At 67.1% G+C, this 19,286-nt stretch carries 16 protein-coding genes; 8 read left to right on the top strand and 8 right to left on the bottom strand.

Annotated elements, in window-relative coordinates:
• Window positions 1-69: 69 nt before the first annotated feature.
• The 3 genes from LPA45_RS01250 (at window position 70) to LPA45_RS01260 (ending at window position 3,756) form a co-directional block, all read left to right on the top strand.
• The gene (locus LPA45_RS01250) at window positions 70-1,407 is read left to right on the top strand and encodes an ABC transporter substrate-binding protein (RefSeq protein WP_116316953.1); all 1,338 of its coding nucleotides are present in this window, start codon (window positions 70-72) and stop codon (window positions 1,405-1,407) included.
• Window positions 1,408-1,517: 110 nt separating this feature from the next.
• Window positions 1,518-2,333, top strand: coding sequence for an ABC transporter ATP-binding protein (locus tag LPA45_RS01255; protein ID WP_116316954.1), 816 nt, complete (start codon window positions 1,518-1,520; stop codon window positions 2,331-2,333).
• 172 nt (window positions 2,334-2,505) lie between these two features.
• Window positions 2,506-3,756 carry a phenylacetate--CoA ligase family protein gene (locus tag LPA45_RS01260; protein ID WP_317925936.1) on the top strand — a complete coding sequence of 417 codons (1,251 nt, stop codon included), beginning with the start codon at window positions 2,506-2,508 and terminating at the stop codon, window positions 3,754-3,756.
• 225 nt (window positions 3,757-3,981) lie between these two features.
• On the opposite strand, the gene LPA45_RS01265 is transcribed toward LPA45_RS01260, so the two are convergent.
• The 8 genes from LPA45_RS01265 to LPA45_RS01300 all read right to left on the bottom strand — a co-directional run bounded on the left by LPA45_RS01265 (window position 3,982) and on the right by LPA45_RS01300 (window position 14,677).
• Window positions 3,982-4,383: a YbaN family protein gene (locus tag LPA45_RS01265; protein WP_367394800.1), complete on the bottom strand. Its 402-nt coding sequence runs from the start codon at window positions 4,381-4,383 to the stop codon at window positions 3,982-3,984.
• Between the two features lie 85 nt (window positions 4,384-4,468).
• On the bottom strand, window positions 4,469-5,446 hold the full coding sequence (locus LPA45_RS01270; protein WP_367394801.1) for an NAD(P)H-dependent flavin oxidoreductase: 978 nt from the start codon (window positions 5,444-5,446) through the stop codon (window positions 4,469-4,471).
• Between the two features lie 130 nt (window positions 5,447-5,576).
• Entirely contained in the window at window positions 5,577-7,007 is a 1,431-nt protein-coding gene (gene creC / locus LPA45_RS01275) for a two-component system sensor histidine kinase CreC (protein ID WP_367394802.1), read from the bottom strand.
• A gap of 9 nt (window positions 7,008-7,016) precedes the next feature.
• The gene (gene creB, locus LPA45_RS01280) at window positions 7,017-7,730 is read right to left on the bottom strand and encodes a two-component system response regulator CreB (RefSeq protein ID WP_367395002.1); all 714 of its coding nucleotides are present in this window, start codon (window positions 7,728-7,730) and stop codon (window positions 7,017-7,019) included.
• An 11-nt stretch (window positions 7,731-7,741) separates the two neighbouring features.
• Window positions 7,742-8,869, bottom strand: coding sequence for an NAD(P)/FAD-dependent oxidoreductase (locus tag LPA45_RS01285; protein ID WP_367394803.1), 1,128 nt, complete (start codon window positions 8,867-8,869; stop codon window positions 7,742-7,744).
• A gap of 1,044 nt (window positions 8,870-9,913) precedes the next feature.
• Window positions 9,914-11,239, bottom strand: a complete 1,326-nt coding sequence (locus LPA45_RS01290) for a sigma-54 dependent transcriptional regulator (protein WP_116317797.1) — start codon at window positions 11,237-11,239, stop codon at window positions 9,914-9,916.
• Window positions 11,240-11,247: 8 nt separating this feature from the next.
• Entirely contained in the window at window positions 11,248-13,281 is a 2,034-nt protein-coding gene (locus LPA45_RS01295) for an ATP-binding protein (RefSeq protein WP_367394804.1), read from the bottom strand.
• 100 nt (window positions 13,282-13,381) lie between these two features.
• Window positions 13,382-14,677 carry a dicarboxylate/amino acid:cation symporter gene (locus tag LPA45_RS01300; RefSeq protein WP_367395003.1) on the bottom strand — a complete coding sequence of 432 codons (1,296 nt, stop codon included), beginning with the start codon at window positions 14,675-14,677 and terminating at the stop codon, window positions 13,382-13,384.
• Window positions 14,678-15,072: 395 nt separating this feature from the next.
• Between LPA45_RS01300 and LPA45_RS01305 the strand changes: the two genes are divergently transcribed.
• The 5 genes from LPA45_RS01305 to LPA45_RS01325 all read left to right on the top strand — a co-directional run bounded on the left by LPA45_RS01305 (window position 15,073) and on the right by LPA45_RS01325 (window position 19,269).
• Window positions 15,073-15,393, top strand: coding sequence for a ferredoxin (locus tag LPA45_RS01305; RefSeq protein WP_367394805.1), 321 nt, complete (start codon window positions 15,073-15,075; stop codon window positions 15,391-15,393).
• Between the two features lie 174 nt (window positions 15,394-15,567).
• Window positions 15,568-16,221 carry an alpha/beta hydrolase gene (locus tag LPA45_RS01310; RefSeq protein ID WP_367394806.1) on the top strand — a complete coding sequence of 218 codons (654 nt, stop codon included), beginning with the start codon at window positions 15,568-15,570 and terminating at the stop codon, window positions 16,219-16,221.
• Between the two features lie 66 nt (window positions 16,222-16,287).
• Window positions 16,288-17,496: a D-alanyl-D-alanine carboxypeptidase family protein gene (locus LPA45_RS01315; RefSeq protein WP_367394807.1), complete on the top strand. Its 1,209-nt coding sequence runs from the start codon at window positions 16,288-16,290 to the stop codon at window positions 17,494-17,496.
• Between the two features lie 49 nt (window positions 17,497-17,545).
• Complete coding sequence (locus tag LPA45_RS01320) at window positions 17,546-17,854, top strand: YbeD family protein (RefSeq protein ID WP_116316963.1); 309 nt, start codon at window positions 17,546-17,548, stop codon at window positions 17,852-17,854.
• Between the two features lie 218 nt (window positions 17,855-18,072).
• On the top strand, window positions 18,073-19,269 hold the full coding sequence (locus LPA45_RS01325; RefSeq protein ID WP_116316964.1) for a class I SAM-dependent rRNA methyltransferase: 1,197 nt from the start codon (window positions 18,073-18,075) through the stop codon (window positions 19,267-19,269).
• Window positions 19,270-19,286 lie beyond the last annotated feature (17 nt).

Consider the following 19,286-nt stretch of genomic DNA (forward strand, 5'->3'; position numbering starts at 1 on the left):
GCAGGTCCTGAGCGAAGTACTGAAGCTTACGCATAACGAAACGCCCCACCGAGGGCGAAGGAGACTGTCATGACCAACCTGATCCGCAACGTGCAACGCGCCGCCCTGGTGGTCAGCGCCGCGGCTGCACTGCTGGCGCCGGCGGTGCCGGCACTGGCGCAAAGCAATGAGCAGTTCGTCGCGCTGCCGAGCTATCGCGTGGGGCCGTATGGCGCCAACGGGCAGTCGTGGTATGGCGGTTTCATCGACTACCTCAACTACGTCAACCTGAAGGACGGCGGGGTCAACGGCGTCAAGCTGAGCTGGGAAGAGTGCGAGACCGAGTACAACAACGCTAAGGGCGTCGAGTGCTATGAGCGCCTGAAGTCCAAGAACGCCACCACCAAGGGCACGGCGTACCACGCCATGTCCACCGGCATTTCCTACGCGCTGGTCGACAAGACCGCCGCAGACAAGGTGCCGCTGGTGATGATGGGCTACGGCCGCACCGATGCCGTGGATGGTTCGGTGTTCCCGTATGCGTTCCCGCTGGTGACCACGTACCAGATGCAGGTCTCTGCCATCGTCAAGTACCTCGCCTCCAAGAGCGGTGGCTCGCTGGCCGGCAAGAAGATCGTCTACCTGTACCACGACTCGGCCTATGGCAAGGAGCCGATCGTGGCGCTGCAGGCCGAGGCAAGGCTTAACAAGTTCAACCTTGTCGAGATCCCGGTGGCGCACCCGGGCAACGAGCAGGGCGCGCAGTGGCTGAAGATCCGCCAGGAGAACCCAGACTATGTGATCTTCTGGGGCTGGGGCGTGATGAACCAGACCGCGTTGAAGGCCGCTCAGAAGGTGGGTTTCTCGCGCGAGAAAATGATCGGCTCCTGGTGGGCGGGCTCCGAGGAAGACACGGTGCCGGCGGGCGATGCCTCCAAGGGCTACATGAGCGCGACCTGGAACGTCGCGGGCAAGAGCGTGCCGCTGATCGCCGATATCGAGAAAGTCGTGTACGGCGCCGGCAAGGGCAACATGCAGGACAAGAACAAGATTGGGTCGATACTGTACAACCGCGGCGTTTCCGCAGCGGTGGTGACGGTGGAGGCGGTGCGCGTGGCGCAGGCCAAGTTCGGCAAGGGCAAGCCCATGACCGGCGAGCAGATGCGCTGGGCGTTCGAGAACCTGAACCTGACCAACGCGCGCCTGCAGCAACTGGGTGCGACCGGCCTGTTGCCTGAGATCAAGACCAGCTGCGAGAACCACGAGGGCTCGGGCAAGGTGAAGATCCAGCAGTGGGACGGCAGCAAGTGGGTGGTGGTGTCGGACTGGATCGAGGGCAACAAGAGCCTGATCCACCCGCTGTTCAAGGCCACGGCGGCGCAGTATGCAAAGGAGAAGGGGATTACGCCGGGGTGCTCGAAGTCCTGATGCCTCTTGAATCCTGAAGGTTTGCACCCCTCTCCCATTTGCGGGATAGGGGTGCAAACCGACAGGAACGCGAACTACCGAGTAACAGCAACACCAATCCGAGCCGCACCATGAGCCTCCTGTCCGTCAACAACATCGAAGTCATCTACGATCACGTGATCCTGGTGCTCAAGGGCGTTTCGCTCGAAGTGCCGGAAGGCAAGATCGTGGCGCTGCTTGGCGCCAACGGCGCGGGCAAGACCACCACGCTGAAGGCGATCTCCAACCTGCTGCACGCCGAGCGCGGCGATGTCACCAAGGGCTCGATCCAGTATCGCGGCGACCGCGTCGACCAGCTCACCCCCAACGACCTGGTGCGCCGCGGCGTGATCCAGGTGATGGAAGGGCGCCACTGCTTCGCGCACCTGACCATCGAAGAGAACCTGCTCACCGGCGCCTATACGCGTGGCTTGTCGCGGTCGCAGACGCGCGACGAGCTGGAGAAGATCTACAACTATTTCCCGCGCCTGAAGACGCGCCGCAAGTCGCAGGCGGGCTATACCTCGGGTGGCGAGCAGCAGATGTGCGCGATCGGCCGGGCCATGATGGCCAAGCCCGCGATGATCCTGCTCGACGAGCCGTCGATGGGCCTGGCGCCGCAGATCGTCGAGGAGATCTTCGAGATCGTGCGCGACCTGAACTCGCGCGAGAACGTCAGCTTCCTGCTGGCCGAGCAGAACACCATGGTGGCGCTGCGCTATGCCGACTACGGCTACATCCTGGAAAACGGCCGCGTGGTGATGGACGGCGACGCCGAGTCGCTGCGCACCAACGAGGACGTGAAGGAGTTCTACCTCGGCGTGGCCGCCAACGACGCGGATGGCGGCGCGCGCAAGTCCTTCCGCGACGTGAAGAGCTACCGCCGGCGCAAGCGCTGGCTGGCCTGAGAAGGGCGCATAGACCGGCTGCGCGGACCGTATCGAGCCCTGCGATGCTCGCCGTACCGGTGTACGGCTGCGCTCTCGGACTCGCTACGGCCCGCTCGCTGCGGTCTCTGCGCCCTTCTCGGACGCGCCCGACCAAGAATGCAAACATTTGCCACTCACGGCAGCACTAATCATGCCCGAACACTTCGATTCGCTCGAAACCCGCGCGCCGGCAGTCCGCGAGCAGGCGCTTCTTGCCGCCCTGGCACGCCAGGTTGCCCACGCGCGCGACAACGCGCCGTACTTCGCGGAACTGCTGCGCGACGTCGACCCGCGCACGCTGACCTCGCGCGAGGCGCTGGCGGCGCTGCCGGTCACGCGCAAGTCCGATTTGACCGCGCGGCAGCGCGCGCTGCCGCCGCTGGGCGGCCTCAACGCGACGCCGCTGGGCAGGCTGCGCCATGTATTCCAGTCACCGGGCCCGATCCACGAACCCGACGGCCACGACGCCGACTGGTGGCGCACGGCCCGCGCCATGCACGCCGCGGGCTTCCGTGCCGGCGACCTGGTCTACAACACCTTCTCCTACCACTTCACGCCGGCCGGCATGATGATGGAAACCGGCGCGCACAAGCTGGGCTGCTGCGTGTTCCCGGCAGGCGTCGGCCAGACCGAGTCGCAGGTGCAGGCGCTGGCCAGCCTGCAGCCGGCGGCGTACGCGGGCACGCCATCGTTCCTGAAGCTGCTGCTGGAGCGCGGCGACGAGATGGGAATGCCCTGCACCAGCCTGGCCAAGGCGCTGGTGTCCGGCGAGGCGCTGCCGCCGTCTTTGCGCGCGTGGTTCCAGCAACGCGGCGTGCGCGTGCAGCAGATGTACGGCAGCGCGGATCTCGGACTGATCGCCTATGAGTCCGAGGGCGGCGACGGCTGGGTGGTGGACGAGGGCGTGCTGGTCGAGATTGTCGAGCCGGGCGGCACGCGGCCGATGGCCGAGGGCGAGACCGGCGAGGTGGTGGTCACCGTGCTGGGCAACGGCGACTATCCGCTGATCCGCTTCGGCACCGGCGACCTGTCGGCGGTGGTGGCGGAGTCCTCGCAGCGGCCGAGCCCGTGCGGGCGCACCAATATCCGGCTCAAGGGCTGGCTGGGCCGTGCCGACCAGGCGACCAAGGTCAAGGGCATGTTCGTGCATCCGGGGCAGGTGGCCGACGTGTTGCGCCGCCATCCGGAAATCCGCGCGGCGCGGCTGGTGGTGACTGGCGCTCCGGGCGCGGACGTGATGACGCTGCGCTGCGAAGCGACGCGCGAGGACGCGGAGCTGCAGCGTGCAGTGGCCGAGTCGCTGCGCGAGGTGATGCGGCTGCGCGGGGAGGTGGCGTTCGTGGCGGCGGGATCGTTGCCGCAGGATGGGAAGGTGATCGAGGATGCGCGACGGTATGAATGAGGTCGGGGTGCGCTTGGGCTGACGGACTTCGTCGATACGCCGGCCCTCTGCCCCGGCCCCTCTCCCGCACGCGGGAGAGGGGAGCAAACCGACGGTATGCGAGTGCGTTAGCGCTTGCCGCCACCCCATGCAGTCGCACCCCTCTCCCGCTAGCGACGCTAGCGGGAGAGGGGTGGGGGAGAGGGCCGAAGCGCCAACGAAGTCAGTCGCCGCAATCGACCACGGTCAAGTATTCCCCCCATCCTCCGGCCGCGTCGGCAACCGGATCATCCACACGCTAACCCCCACCGCACAGGCCAGCAACGCCGCGGACGCAACCGGCCGCCCCCGCAGCAGCCATGCCGTCGTCCCCATCGACACCCACATCATCGACAGCGCCAGGCACTTCGCCTTGAACGGGATGCTCCGGTAACGCTGCCAGTCGCTGACCAGCGGCCCGAAGCGCGGATGCTCCATCAGCCAGCCGTGGAAGCGCTGCGATCCGCGCGCGAAACACGCCGCGGCCAGCAGCACGAACGGCGTGGTCGGCAGCACCGGCAGGAAGATGCCGATCACGCCGAGCAGCAGGCTAAGCCCGCCCAGCAAGACCCAGACGGCGCGCAGCACGCGCTGGCGGCGGCTCAGCACGGCTTCAGGATCGGGCGAAAGGTCGGGTGAGGAAGGCGGCAATGGTCGGACAAAGGGCCGCTAAGCGGCCCTGGTGATGGATCGGTCAGCGCGCAATCCCAAGCCGCGCCTTGGCCGCATCGTACTCCGCTTTCATGCGCGAGACGATTTCGCCGGTGCTCGGGATGTCGTGGATCTGGCCCACGCCCTGGCCGGCGCCCCAGATGTCCTTCCATGCCTTTGCCTTGGAGCTGCCGCTGGAGAAGTCCATCTTGGTCTTGTCCGCCACCGGCAGGTTGTCCGGATCCAGGCCCGAGTTGCTGATGCTCTCGCGGATGTAGTTGCCGTGCACGCCCGTGAACAGGTTGGTGTAGACGATATCCGCGGCGGCCGAGCTGGTGATCGACTGCTTGTACGTCTCCGCCGCGTGGGCCTCCTGCGAGGCGATAAAGCGCGTGCCCACGTAGGCGAAGTCGGCGCCCATGGCCTGCGCGGCCAGCACCGCCTCGCCGGTGGCGATCGAGCCCGACAGCGCGATCGGGCCGTCGAAGATCTTGCGCACCTCGCCCACCAGCGCGAACGGCGACAGCATGCCGGCGTGGCCACCGGCGCCGGCTGCCACCAGGATCAGGCCGTCGACGCCGGACTCGATCGCCTTCTCGGCATGGCGCATGCTGATCACGTCATGCAGCACGATGCCGCCGTAGCTGTGCACCGCGTCGATCAGTTCCTTGGGCGGGGCGCGCAGCGACGTGATGAAGACCGGCACCTTGTGCTCGACGCAGACCTTGATGTCGTGCTCGAGCCGCGCGTTGGACCCATGCACGATCTGGTTGACCGCGACCGGTCCCACCGGTGCGCCAGGGTTGGCGGCCTTGAACGCGGCCAGCTCTTCCTCGATCTGCGTCAGCCACTCGTCGAGCAGCTCCGCCGGACGCGCATTGAGCGCGGGGAACGAACCGACGATGCCTGCCTTGCACTGCGCCAGCACCAACTCGGGATAGCTGACGATGAACATGGGCGAGGCAATCACGGGCAGGGCCAGGTTCTGCAGGACCTGGGGCAGTTGCTTGGCGGCGGGCATGGTGTCTCCTGAACCACTGAGGGGCACGTTGGCGGTGCCCTAAATGAACGGTCGTTCGATTATAGGGAGTTTCTGGGGTGCGTCGCTAGAAGCCCCAGTCTATGCCGATCCGCGCGCCATGGCAGGCGGGTCAGGCCGCGGGCAGCGTCAGCTCGGCCAGCGCGCCGCCGCCCGGCCGGTTGGCCAGGGTTACGCTGCCATGATGCAGCGCCGCCACCTCGCGCGCAAAGCACAGGCCCAGGCCAGTGCTCTTGTCGGCGCCCTGCGGGCGCGGCAGCGAGTAGAAGCGCTCGAACACGCGCGGCAACGCGTAGTCGGGGACGCCGGGGCCGTCGTCGGCGACGGTGACCGCCAGCTGCACGCCGCGCCGCTCCAGCCGCACCGCGATGGCACTGTCCGCGGGCGCGAAGTCGATGGCGTTCTCCAGCAGGTTGGCGATGGCCTGGCGCAGCAGGAAGGGGTCGCCCGCCACCACGTCGGGGCCCGGCATTGCCTCCAGCCGCAGCGCCACGCCACGTTGCCGCGCGCGCGGCTCCAGCCCGGCGCACAGCTGCGCCAGCAGTTCGCCCAATGGCACCGGCTCGCGCGCTTCCAGCCGCTGGCGCTGCTCCACCTCGGCCAGTGCCAGCAGCTTGCGGATCGTGGTTTCGAGCCGGCCCGACTGCGCGCGGATATTGGCGACGAAGCGCTCGCGGTCCGCCGCCGGCATGTCTTCCTGCAGCAGTTCGGCGGCGCCGCCGATCGCCGCCAGCGGGCTCTTCATCTCGTGCGTCAGCGTGTGGATGTAGTGCTCGACATACTGCTTGTCTTCCAGCCGCTCGCGCATGCCCTGCACCGCGCGGCCGAGGTCGGCCAGCTCGCTGGTGCCGCGCAGCGGCATCTCGGCGCGCTCGCCGGCGGCCACCGCGCGCGCATAGCCGCGCAGCCGCCGCAGGCCATGCACCAGCCACAGCGTGCAGGCCAGCCCGATCACGCACGCGGTGCCGATCAGCAGCCCGCCGTACAGCAGGATGCGGTGCTGGCTGCGCGCGATAAAGGGCGCCATCGTGGCATTGGGCTTGGCCACCGTGAGCGCGCCGATGATGCGGTCCCCATCGCGTATCGGGGCGGCCACGTACATCACGGTGCTGGCCTCGTCGTCCGGGTCGCTGCGCGTGCTGCGCGCGCCGTACTGGCCGCGCAGCGTCAGGTAGACATCGTTCCAGCGCGAATAGTCGCGGCCCAGGTCGGTGCCGGTGGAGTCGTAGCGGACGGTGCCGCTGGCGTCGGTGACATAGACGCGATAGCCGATGCTGTCCTTGTGCAGGCCCCATACGTTGGCATTGACCGGCGCCTCACGCAGCGCCGCCATGCGCCGCGCGAAATCGCCGTCGGCGATGCGGCCGGCCTTCATGTCGTCGGCGGCCAGCGCGGCCAGCACGTGGGCGGTGTCGATCAGCGTGTCTTCCATCGCCTGCCGCACGCCGGGCTTGACCTCCTGCACGAAGACGCGCAGCGTCAGCACCGTCGCCAGGCCGACAATCAGGAAAAAGCCGAAGAAGATGCGCAGGCCGATCCGCATGGCGCGCGCTCAGGGCTGCAGCGGGTCGAGCGAGTAGCCCATGCCGCGATGCGTGCGGATACGCTCGGCGCCTTCACCTTCCGGCGTGGCGTCGCGCAGCTTGGCGCGCAGCGTCTTGATATGGGTGTCGACGGTGCGGTCGCTGGTGTCGAGCGCATCCTGCCAGACCAGTTCCATCAGCTGCGCACGGGTGTAGATGCGGCCTGGGTGCGCCACCAGCAGTGCCAGCAGCAGGTACTCGTAGCGGGTCAGGTCGAGCCAGCGGCCGCGATAGGCCAGGCGTGCGCCGTCCTTGTCGTGGGTGAAGGCGGCATCGCCAGAAGGCTGGGCAGTGGGGGCGCCGCCGCCGCGCGCCCGGCGCAGGATGGCGCGCACGCGTGCGGCCAACTCGCGCGGCGAGAACGGCTTGACCACGTAGTCGTCGGCGCCGATCTCCAGCCCGACGATACGGTCGATCTCTTCATGGCGCGCGGTCAGGAAGATCACCGGTGCATCGCAGAAGGTGCGCAGCGTGCGGCAGACCTCGAAGCCGTTCGCATCGGGCAGGCCCACGTCCAGGATCACCAGGTCGGCCGGATCGGCGCGCATCCGCGCCAGCGCGGCGCTGCCCAGGGTGCAGTGCTGCGCATGCATGCCGTCGGTGCGCAGGGCGTAGAGGATGGTATCGGCGATGGCTTGCTCGTCTTCCACCACCAGGATGCGTGGTTGTTCCATGCCCGGCATTCTATTCCACGTCACAAGCTGGGCACCGTGCGCGGCGGCGGCGCGGCCTGGTCGCCGCGGCGCTTGTGGAAGTAGATCTGCTCGGCGGCCCAGCGCAGCGGCGGCGAGTACAGCAGCAGGTCGAAGGGCCAGTCGCACTGGAAGCGGTCGAACATCCAGCGCAGCGCGCGCTTGCCGCGAAAGCGCGGCGCGCTGGCGGTGGCCACGGCTTCCGGCGCCGGGCCGTTGTGCAGCAGGTGTTCGGCGATGGCGTTGCCGACTGATTCGCCATGGGCAAAGGCGTAGTGGATGCCGCCCGCGGTCAGCGGGGAGACGATGCCGGCGGCATCCCCGGTCAGGATCACGCCGTCGCGCGCGAGCGGCATGGCGGGGCCGCCGCATGGGATCAGCCCGGCGCGCGTGGCGGCGGGCTGCGTCAGTTCGGGCAGGCCGGCGCGGGTGCGTACATGGGCGAGCAGGCCATCGAGATCCGGTGCGCGGCCGTGGCGCGGCAGGTAGCGCAGTGCCAGGCCGGCCTGGACTCCGGTGGGATTCTGTGCGATCCAGCCTATGTAGCCGGGCGCGAAGCGGCGGGTGATGAAGCAATGGAGCATGGCGGGGTCTGGCAGGGATAGCCCGGGGAATTCGTATTCGATGCCATACAGGAAATTGTGTGTGCGGCCGAGACCTGCGCATTGCGCCACGCGCGATTTGGCGCCGTCGGCGCCGATCAGGTAGCGGGTGGTGCCGACGCCGGTTACGTGCCAGCCGCCGTGGCGTGGGATTGCGCGGATGAACGACTGGCCCAGGCGCAGCGTGGCCCCGTGGCGCACCAGCTCGTTGGCTAGCCAGCGCATCAGATTGGGTGTGTCGGTGGTGTGGAAGTAGTAGCCTGGGGCGGCCAGGTCGAGGCTGCGTAGGCGTGGTGAATAGAGTCGCACGCGTTCGACGCGGTGTACGCAATCGGCGGGGGCGCGGCCCAGCCAGGTTTGTTCGATGGCTTCCTTGACCAGGATGCCGGTGGTATGGAGTTTTTCGCCGGGGTCGGTCTTGCGTTCGAGGACCAGGACGCGCAGGCCGGCGCGGGCGGCGGCCAGGGCGCAGGCTGCGCCGGCGAAGCTGGCACCGGATACTACGAGGTCGTAGTCGAAGGATGGCATTTTGGAGTTGCTTCTGAGGGAAAGGTTCTCCAGTGTTGCCTTGCTGGGTGAGGGGAATGTGGAGGGGATGTGAAGTGGTTGGCGATTTTCGCGGCGGTGGCTTGCTGCTTGTGACATGCTGTCGGCCGTTGAACCGCCTGGTTCCGCCCTGCTGGGCGGGTCACTTTTTGGCCGAGCGCCAAAAAGTAACCAAAAAGCGCGTCGCCTGAGCGGCTGGCTATCAATTCATCGGTGTGGGGTGGTTCGGGCGGTGGTGATTTCCGTTCGATGTGGCTAGTGGTTCGGGCCTGCTAACGCCAAGTGATTCAGGGCCTGTGCCTGGCGTTAGCCGGCTTTTGAACGATCCCCATGCCGGGCGTAGGCCGCCTGCTAGAAGCATCATCGGTGGGACGCCTTCGGCTGCGCTACGCGCGGGCCCAAGATGGCAGAGCGGCCGATTTCGATCGGTTACCAACAGCGCCCTGCGAGCGCAGCGACGCAGGTCCGTGCCCGAGCATTTCACCGACGAGACTGAGCCGCGCGTAGCGCAGCCGTAGGCGATGATGCGATACCGCAGGCAGCAGGCGGCCTACACCCGTCCTGGGGATTGTCCAATAGTGGGTATTCGTCAGGCACCCACACTCACTCACCTGGCGTAGCAGGCTGGAATCGCGACCACGCCTCATTGAGACCAAAATTGCCAATATCACCAGAAGCACCAAATTGGCTCAGCCAGCCGCAGGCGACGCGCTTTTTGGTTACTTTTTGGCGCTCGGCCAAAAAGTGACCCGCCCAGCAGGGCGGAACAAGGCGGTTCAACGGCCGACGGCACGTCATCAACAGCGAAAGCGGGCGCTTCACCGGCCGACAGCATGTCCCTAACAGCGACCACAGCCGGAATCAGCCCGCATAAAAAAACGCCCCGCATACTGCGGGGCCATCAATTACCACGAAGATTGATACAGCCGGTCAGGCACCTGCCAATGCCGCAACCGCATGCGAAGCATAGAAAACCAATGTGACGCCCGCATGGCAACAAGGTGAACGCCCAATGACACCCAACAATCAAAGCCCATACCGCTTGATCTTGTCATACAGCGTAGCCTTGCCAACCTGCAGCAAATCAGCCGCCTGACTGACAGCGCCACCCGTCCGCGCCAGCGCATCGGCAATCACCGCCCGCTCATACCGCTCCATCCGCTCCCGCAGCGGCGCGGTCTCGTCTGAAGCCGCGGCATGCCCGCCAGCCTGCCCACCCTCAGGCACCCCCAGCACCAGCCGGTCAGCGGCATTGCGCAACTCCCGCACATTCCCCGGCCAAGGCCGCTGCTGCAACCCCTGCCGCTGCGCCTCCGACAGGATCGGCGCCGGCCGCTGGTAACGCACTGCTGCCACCAGCATGAAATGCTCGAACAACGCCACGATATCCTCGCGCCGCTCCCGCAAGGGCGGCAGCGCGATCGTGACCACGTTCAGCCGGTAATAGAGGTCCTCACGAAAGGAACCCTGCGCCACCAGCGCATCCATATCACCCTTGGCCGCCGCCACGATCCGCACATCGATCTTCACCGACGCATTCGACCCCAGCCGCTCCAGCGTCCCCTCCTGCAGCACCCGCAACAGCTTGACCTGCAGCGCCAGCGGCATGCTCTCGATCTCATCGAGAAAAAGCGTCCCGCCCGAAGCATGCTCCAGCTTGCCGATACGTCGCTTGCCCGCGCCGGTAAATGCGCCGGCCTCATGCCCGAACATCTCGCTCTCGAAGATCGCCTCAGGCACCGCCCCGCAGTTCAGCGCGATAAACGGACCGTCGGCGCGACCGGACAACGCGTGCAGGCTGCGCGCCACCAACTCCTTGCCGCTGCCAGTCTCCCCGTTGATCATCACCGGCACGTCTGTCGGGGCCACGTTGGCAACTAATGCCCGCACCTGCTCAATTGCCGGCGAACGCCCGATGATCCGCGTTCCCGCTGCCGGACCAGCCAGCTCACGCCGCAATGCCTGGTTCTCCAGCTCGAGCGCACGCCGCTCGAGCGCCCGGCGCACGGTGTCCGTCAGCCGGTCGGCGCCAAAGGGCTTCTCGATAAAGTCATAGGCGCCTTCGCGCATCGCCTGCACGGCCATCGTGATATCGCCGTGGCCGGTCACCAGCACCACCGGCACGCCCGGCGCGCCGTTGCGGCAATGGTGCAGCAGGTCCAGGCCGCTGGCACCGGGCAGGCGCACGTCGGTCACCAGCACGCCAGGAAAGCCCGCATGCAGATGCGGAATCGCGGCTTCAGCCGATGGCAGCGCCAGCACGGTAAAGCCCGCCAGCTCCAGGCTTTGCGCGGTAGCCTGCCGCACCAGCGGCTCGTCTTCGACAAACAGGACACGGAGACCGTCTTGCATGGCAATGCTCATTGAGGTGTGGATACCGGCAACGCGGCTTCGCTGGCCGGCGCGCGCGCCAGCACCAGCGTGAACTGCGCGCCGCCGCCGGGCACGTTGGCCACGCTGAGCTGGCCGCCGAACTCGCGCATGATCGACGACGAGATCGCCAGCCCCAGCCCCAGGCCCTGCCCGGTTTCCTTGGTTGTGAAGAAGGGTTCGAACAGGCGCGGCAGCGCTTCCGGCGCAATGCCGGTGCCGTTGTCGCGCACGGCGAGGGTGACGGTGCCGCTGTTGGTGCCGCTGTTGGTGCCGCTGTTAGTGCCGGCATCGGCCTGCACCTCGATGTCGATGCGGCCTTGCGCCGGCGCCGCCGAGCCGATGGCATCGAGCGCATTGCCGATCAGGTTCAGCAGCACCTGTTCAAGCTTGAGTTCGTCGGCGCGTACGGACAGGCCGGGCTGTTCGTCGAGGCCGGCCACGCTGACCGTCACCGCACCCAGCCGCGGCGCCAGCAGCGCCAGCACGTGGTCCAGCGCGGTGCGCACCACCACCGGCCGCCGCACCGGGCGCGCCTTGCCGGCGAACAGCTTGAGCTGGCTGGTGATCTTGCCCATGCGCTCGGTCAGGTCGGCGATGGCCGTCAGGTTGCCTTCGGCGGCAGCAAGCTGGCCGCGTTCCAGCAGCACGCGCGTGTTGTCGGAGAAGGTGCGCAGCGCCGCCAGCGGCTGGTTCAGCTCATGCGTGATGCCGGCCGCCATCTGCCCCAGCGCGGCCAGCTTGCTGGCCTGCACCAGTTCGTCCTGCGCCGCGCGCAGCTCGCTCTCGGCGCGGGTGCGTACGGCGACCTGTTCTTCGAGCTTTTCGTTGATCGCCATCAGGTCGGCGGTGCGCGCTTCCACGCGGCGCTCCAGCTCGTCATAGGCCGCTTCCAGCAGGCGGCGGCTGTACTGCATGTCGCGCGCGCGCTGGCGGCGCTGGCGCCAGTTGACCAGCAACAGGCACATGCAGGCATAGGCCAGCGCCGCCGCCACGGTGGCGTTGCGCGCATTGGCCAGCACCGGCTCCAGCGGAGCCATCACCTGCATGGTCCAGTCGGCCGGGCCCACGGTGCGGCCCAGTTCCAGGTAGCGGTCGGCGCGCCGGGTGCCGTCGGAGGTAAAGGTGGTAGGGGCCGAGGGCGACTCGTTGCGCACGCGTACCAGCCGCGCGTTGGCGCCCAGCGTGGTCTCGGCGAGCCAGCGCGTGACGAGCGAGTCCAGCGGCTCCAGCGGCAGCGGCGTGACAGCGCGGCCGTGGTACTGGCGCGTGTTTTCCATTTCGGCCTGGAGCGCCGGCGGCAGCGGTCGCAGCGTGCGGTACTGCCAGGCCTGCACCGACGACAGGAAGATCACGCCATGTTCGTCGCTGACCATCAGCGGCTCGGCACCGCTGCCGGCGCGCTGGAACCACTCCAGGTTGAGCTTGACCACGGTGACGCCGATGACCTTGCCGTTGGATTCCACCGGCTGCGCGATGTAGTAGCCCGGTTCGTCGCTGGTGATGCCGATGGCGTAGAAGCGGCCCATCTTGCCACCCGCGGCGATCTGGAAGTAGGGGCGGAAGCGGTAGTCGGTGCCGACGAAGCTGCCGGGCAGGCCATGGTTGCTGGCGGCCAGCGCGATGCCGTTGGCGGCGATCACATAGGTCGCCGAAGCATGCGCGCGCCGGTTGACCTCGGCCAGGTAGTGGTTGGCGGCAGCGACGCGCGTCGGGTCGTGGGGGGATTCGAGCAGCCCGCGCACGAAGGGGTGCAGCGACACCAGCGCGGGCAGGAATTCGTAGCGGTCGAGGGTGCTTTCAAGCGTGGCGGCGTAGCGGTCGGCACGCGTGGCGGTGCTCTGCTGCAGCGTGGCCAGGCCGCGCTGGAACGACACCAGCCAGGTCAGCCCGCACAGCAGCAGCAGGCCCACCGTCAGGGCGATGGCAAAGCCCCACCACCGGCTGCTGCCGGTGTCCGGCGCATGCACCGCGCGGGTGGCGGCGGGATCATGCACGGCGAGGAAATCGTCGGAGTGTGGCATCGGCGCGCGCAAGGGCTGTCGCGCCGATGATACCCGCTGGCGGGCGGCCGGGGCAGCCACCTACGCGGCCACCCACGCAGCCCCCCGCGCAGCGGTGCACTTAGCGGGCGCCCTGGCCGGCCTCGGCAAGCTCGTCGGCAGCGCCGCCGCCCTGCAGCACCTGCGCCAGGCGCTTGCGGTCCAGCTCGCGTTCCCAGGCAGACACCACCACCGTGGCCACGCCGTTGCCGATGATATTGGTCAGCGCGCGGCACTCGCTCATGAAGCGGTCGATGCCCAGGATCAGCACCATGCCCGCCACCGGGATGGTCGGCACCACGGCCAGCGTCGCGGCCAGCGTGATGAAGCCCGAGCCGGTCACGCCGCTGGCGCCCTTGGAGGTGATCATCGCCACCGCCAGGATGGTCAGCTGCTGCATCCACGTCAGTTCGATGCCCGTGGCCTGCGCGATGAAGATCACCGCCATCGTCATGTAGATGTTGGTGCCGTCCAGGTTGAACGAATAGCCGGTAGGCACCACCAGGCCCACCACCGACTTGGAGCAGCCCAGGTTCTCCAGCTTCTCCATCATGTGCGGCAGAGCGGCTTCCGACGAGCTGGTGCCCAGCACGATCAGCAGTTCTTCCTTGATGTACGAGATAAAGCGCACGATGCTGAAGCCGGTCATGCGCGCGATCGTGCCCAGCACCACCAGCACGAAGATGATGGCCGTGAAGTAGAAGGTGCCGATCAGCTTGAGCAGCGGCACCAGCGAGCCCAGGCCGTACTTGCCGATGGTGAACGCCATCGCACCGAAGGCGCCGATCGGGGCCACCTTGGTGATCACGTGGACGATGTGGAAGAACACCTTGGAGACCTGCTCGATCAGCTGCACCACGAAGCGGGCGCGTTCGCCGAGCGTGGCCAGCGCGGCGCCGAAGAACAGCGACACCAGCAGGATCTGCAGGATGTCGCCGTTGGCGAAGGCGCTGAAGACCGTCTCCGGGATGATGTGCATGAAGAACTCGACCGTGCTCTGGCCGTGTGCCTTCGACACGTATTGCGCGATCGCCTTGGTGTCCAGCGTCGACGGGTCGATATTGAAGCCCACGCCCGGCTTGAGCAGGTGCGCGGCGCCCAGGCCGATCAGCAGCGCGAAAGTCGACACCACTTCAAAGTAGAGCAGCGCCTTGCCGCCGACGCGGCCGACCTTTTTCATGTCGCTCATGCCGGCCATGCCGGTCACCACGGTACAGAAGATGATCGGGCCGATGATCATCTTGATCAGCTTGATGAAGCCATCGCCCAGCGGCTTCATGGCCACGCCCGTATCGGGCCAGTAATGGCCCAGCAGGATGCCGACCAGGATGGCGAACAGCACCTGCACGTACAGGATCTTGTAGAAGGGTTTCTTCATGGTGTCGTCCTCGGTGTTGACCGTACCCGGGGCGATGGCGCCGCGGGCGCGCGCCGTCACGGTTGCGGCGCGTTCAGGGACGGGAATTTGCAACCGGCATGCCAGTCCAAACGGTATTGCTAACTGATTGATTCACAAGGAAACGCGGGCTTTGCCGGGGCGCGCGGCTTCCGGGATTCCGGAAATCCGGACGCCGTGCCTCCGGGGATTCGGAATGCCGGAGCCGGCCCAGGTGGCTGAGGCGCCACCTGGGCCGTGGGCAAGCGGTGGTCAATGGCATGGCGCGGGTGCCGGAAGGCGCGGGCGGGCCGCCATGACGCCGTATAATTCCGAGCTTCCGTTCAATGTCCTGCGGCCATGCCGCCGCGCGGGCGCCCTCCTTGTCACCGCATCGCATGAGCAGCTACTACCAGCACCACGTCTTCTTTTGCCTGAACCAGCGCGAGGCCGGCGAGAACTGCTGCGCCAACCACAACGCCAAGGCCATGCAGGAATACGCCAAGAAGCGCTGCAAGGAACTCGGCATCGCTGGCGGCGAAGGCCGCGTGCGCATCAACAAGGCGGGCTGCCTGAACCGGTGTGAACTCGGACCGGTGCTGGTGGTCTACCCCGACGCAATTTGGTACACCTTTGTGGACGAGCACGACATCGATGAAATCATCGACAGCCACCTGCTCAATGGCAAGCCGGTCGAGCGGCTGATGGTGGACCGCTGAACGAGAACGAACCCGCGGCGCCGCCGATGACGCAGCGCCGATGCCAGACACCGCCGCCCGCACGCCGGACGGTTTTTTCATTTTTTGCCCCGGGATTTCCGGGTCTTGAGCCAGCCGGCGTATCACCATCCTGAATCGCCATCCTGCACGCCTCCTGATTGCCCTGACCGTCCTATGAACGCGCATACACAGGTACTTTCCATCGCCGGCCCCGTCGGCGCGATCGACGTTTCGGTGGACCTGCCGCAAGGTCTGCCGGACACACCCTTGCGCGGCCTGGCGCTGGTCGCGCACCCGCATCCGCTGTTCGGTGGCACCAAGGACAACAAGGTGGCGCAGACGCTGGCGCGCGCCTTCGTGCAACTGGGCTATGCCACCGTGCGCCCCAACTTCCGCGGCGTCGGCGGCACCGCCGGCGAGCATGACAACGGCATCGGCGAGCAGGACGACCTGCTGGCCGTCGCCGCCTGGATGCGCGAGCAGACCGCGTGGTCGGCGCAGGCCGCGACGCTGCCGCTGGCGCTGGGCGGCTTCTCCTTCGGCAGCTTTGTCAGCACGCACGTGGCCCGGCGCCTGGCCGAGGCCGGCACGCCGGTGCAGCGCCTGGTGCTGGTCGGCACCGCCGCCAGCCGCTGGCAGGTGGCCGAGGTGCCCGCCGACACCATCGTCATACACGGCGAGCAGGATGACACCGTGCCGCTCGCGAGCGTTTTCGACTGGGCGCGCCCGCAGGAGCTGCCGGTGATCGTGATCCCCGGCGCCGACCATTTCTTTCACCGCAAGCTGCACCTGATCAAGCAGCTCGTCGTCAACGCGTGGGACCGGTGAGCGGCGCAGCTTCGCCACCGCGCCATCCCGTCCCGCACGATCCCTTTCTTGTCGGAAACAGAAACAATGCTGAATAGAGCCACGACACGCCTTTCCTCCGCCTTTGCACCCGCCGCCATCGTCGCTGCCGTCGCCATGGCCACGGCGGCCGCCGCGCCCGCCGCCGTCCTTGCGCAGGGCGTGCCGATGCCGCAGGTCGCCGCCAAGTCGTGGATGCTGTTTGACGTGACCAGCGGCCAGGCACTGGCCTCGCAGAACGCCGACCAGCGCATCGAGCCGGCCTCGCTGACCAAGCTGATGACCGCCTACCTGGCGTTCGAGGCACTCAAGGAAAAGCGCCTGACGCTGGAACAGACCGTGGTGCCGACCAACCTGGTGCTCAAGGTCAAAAGCGACGAGTCGCGCATGTTCATCGAGCCCAACAAGCCGGTCAGCGTGCAGGACCTGCTGCTGGGCCTGATCGTGCAGTCGGGCAACGACGCCGCGCTGGCGCTGGCCGAGGCCGTGGGCGGCTCGGAAGAGGGCTTCGTCGCGATGATGAACCGCGAGGCCCAGCGCATGGGCATGAAGAACACCCACTTCACCAACACCGACGGCATTCCCGACCCGAACCATTACACCACCGCGGTGGACCTGGCGACGCTGACCACGCACCTGATCAAGGACTTCCCCGAGTACTACGCCATGTACTCACAGAAGGAGTTCACCTATAACAAGATCAGGCAGCCCAACCGCAACCGCCTGCTGTACATCGACCCGACCGTGGACGGCGTCAAGACCGGCCACACCAAGTCCGCCGGCTATTGCCTGATCTCGTCGGCCCAGCGCCCGCTGGCCAATGTGCCCAACGGCCAGCGCCGCCTGATCTCGATCGTGATCGGCACCACCACCGAACAGGTGCGCACGCAGGAAAGCCTGAAGATCCTCAACTACGGCTTCCAGTTCTTCGACACGCTGCGCCTGTATGACAAGGGCCAGGTGCTGGCCACGCCCGAGATCTACAAGGGCAAGGCCGGCACGGTCAAGATCGGCGTGCAGCACGAGACCTTCGTCACCGTGCCCAAGGGCACCGGTGGTCGCCTGAAGCCCGTACTGGAGCGCCAGGAACTGATGATCGCCCCGATCGCGGCAGGCCAGCAGGTGGGCATGGTCAAGCTGATGGACGGCACCAACAAGGTGGCCGAGTTCCCGGTGGTGGCGCTGGAGGAAGTGCCCGAGGCCGGCTTCTTCGGCCGCCTGTGGGACACCATCCGCCTGTGGTTCAAGCGCAAGTGATTGGAATGCGCGGCCCTGGCATGCGCCGGGCCGCGCCGGAGAAAACGACATGACAGCCGACAACCAGGGCAGCGGCAACAAGCCCGGCGATATCCCGCCGGAGCAGTCGCTGATCGAATACCCGAGCCATTTCCCGATCAAGGTGATGGGCTCGATGCAGGATGGCTTTGCCGAGGCCATCGTCACGCTGGTGCAGGAGTTCGATCCGGACTTCCACGCGGGCAAGATGGAAATGCGGCCCTCGAGCAAAGGCAACTACCTGGGCCTGACCGTGACGGTGTGGGTGACCAGCCGCGAGCAGCTTGATGATCTGTATCGGGCGCTGACTGCGCATCCGATGGTGAAGGTGGTGCTGTAAGGCATCGCTCCCGCATCGTTTTCTCCCCTCTCCCGCGCGCGGGAGTGGGGCCGGGAGTGGGGCCGGGGGAGAGGGCAGGCCCTGGCATACCGACACGCGTTGCTTCGTTGACGCTCCCGCCGCCCTCTCCCCCAACCCCTCTCCCGCAGGCGGGAGAGGGGAGCCCGCCCGCAGGCACGGCAACGCATCCGCTGCGGCATGCATTTTCCCTGATCGACATGAACACCATCACCCTGAAACCCGGCAAGGAAAAATCCCTGCTGCGCCGCCACCCGTGGATCTACGCGACCGGCATCGCCACCACCGAAGGCCGCTGCGAGCCGGGCTCGACCGTGACCGTGCGCGCCGCCGACGGCCGCTTCCTGGCCAAGGCCGCCTACAGCCCCGAATCGCAGATCCGCGCGCGCGTGTGGACCTTCGACGAGAACGAGCCGGTCGACCACGCGCTGTTCAAGCGCCGCGTGGCCGCGGCCATCGCGTACCGGCGCCAGTGGGTGAAGGACAGCGACGCCGTGCGCCTGATTTTTGGCGAATCGGACCGGCTGCCGGGCCTGATCGTCGATTACTACGGCAATGGCGCGCAGGGCCAGCTGGTGTGCCAGTTCAATTCCGCCGGTGTCGAGCAGTGGAAGACCGCGATCGTGCAGGCGCTGGTCAAGGAAACCGGCTGCCCTAACGTCTATGAGCGTTCCGACGCCGCCGTGCGCCAGCGCGAAGGGCTGGAGCTGGTGACCGGCGTGCTGGCCGGCGCGGAGCCCGATCCGGCGCTGTCGGTGACCGAGCATGGCGTGCGTTATTACGTCGATGTGCGCAACGGCCACAAGACCGGCTTCTATGTCGATCAGCGCGACAACCGCAAGCTGGTCGGCGACCTGGCCGAAGGGCGCGAGGTCCTGAACTGCTTCTGTTATACCGGCGGCTTTTCGCTGGCCGCGCTGCGCGGCGGGGCCAAGTCGGTGACGTCGATCGATTCGTCGGGCGAAGCGCTGAAGATCGCCGCGGGCAACGTGACGCTGAACGGGTTTGAGCCGGAGCGTGCGGCCTGGCTCGACGCGGACGTCTTCAAGACACTGCGCGAATTCCGCGCGGAAGGGCGGCAGTTCGACCTGATCGTGCTGGACCCGCCCAAGTTCGCGCCGTCGGCACAGCATATCGACCGCGCCGCGCGGGCTTACAAGGAAATCAACCTGGTCGGTATGCAGTTGCTGCGTCCGGGCGGGCTGCTGTTCACGTATTCGTGCTCGGGGGCGATCAGCATGGAATTGTTCCAGAAGATCGTGGCGGGGGCGGTGACGGATGCGCGGGTGGATGCGCGCATCCTGCGCAGGCTGTCGGCGGGCACCGATCACCCGATGCTGGCGGCGTTCCCAGAAGGCGAGTACCTGAAGGGGTTGTTGCTGGAGAAGGTGGCGTAAGCCAGCAAATTGCAGGC

Source organism: Cupriavidus sp. Agwp_2 (genome assembly GCF_040784895.1).
Taxonomy (GTDB): Bacteria; Pseudomonadota; Gammaproteobacteria; order Burkholderiales; family Burkholderiaceae; genus Cupriavidus.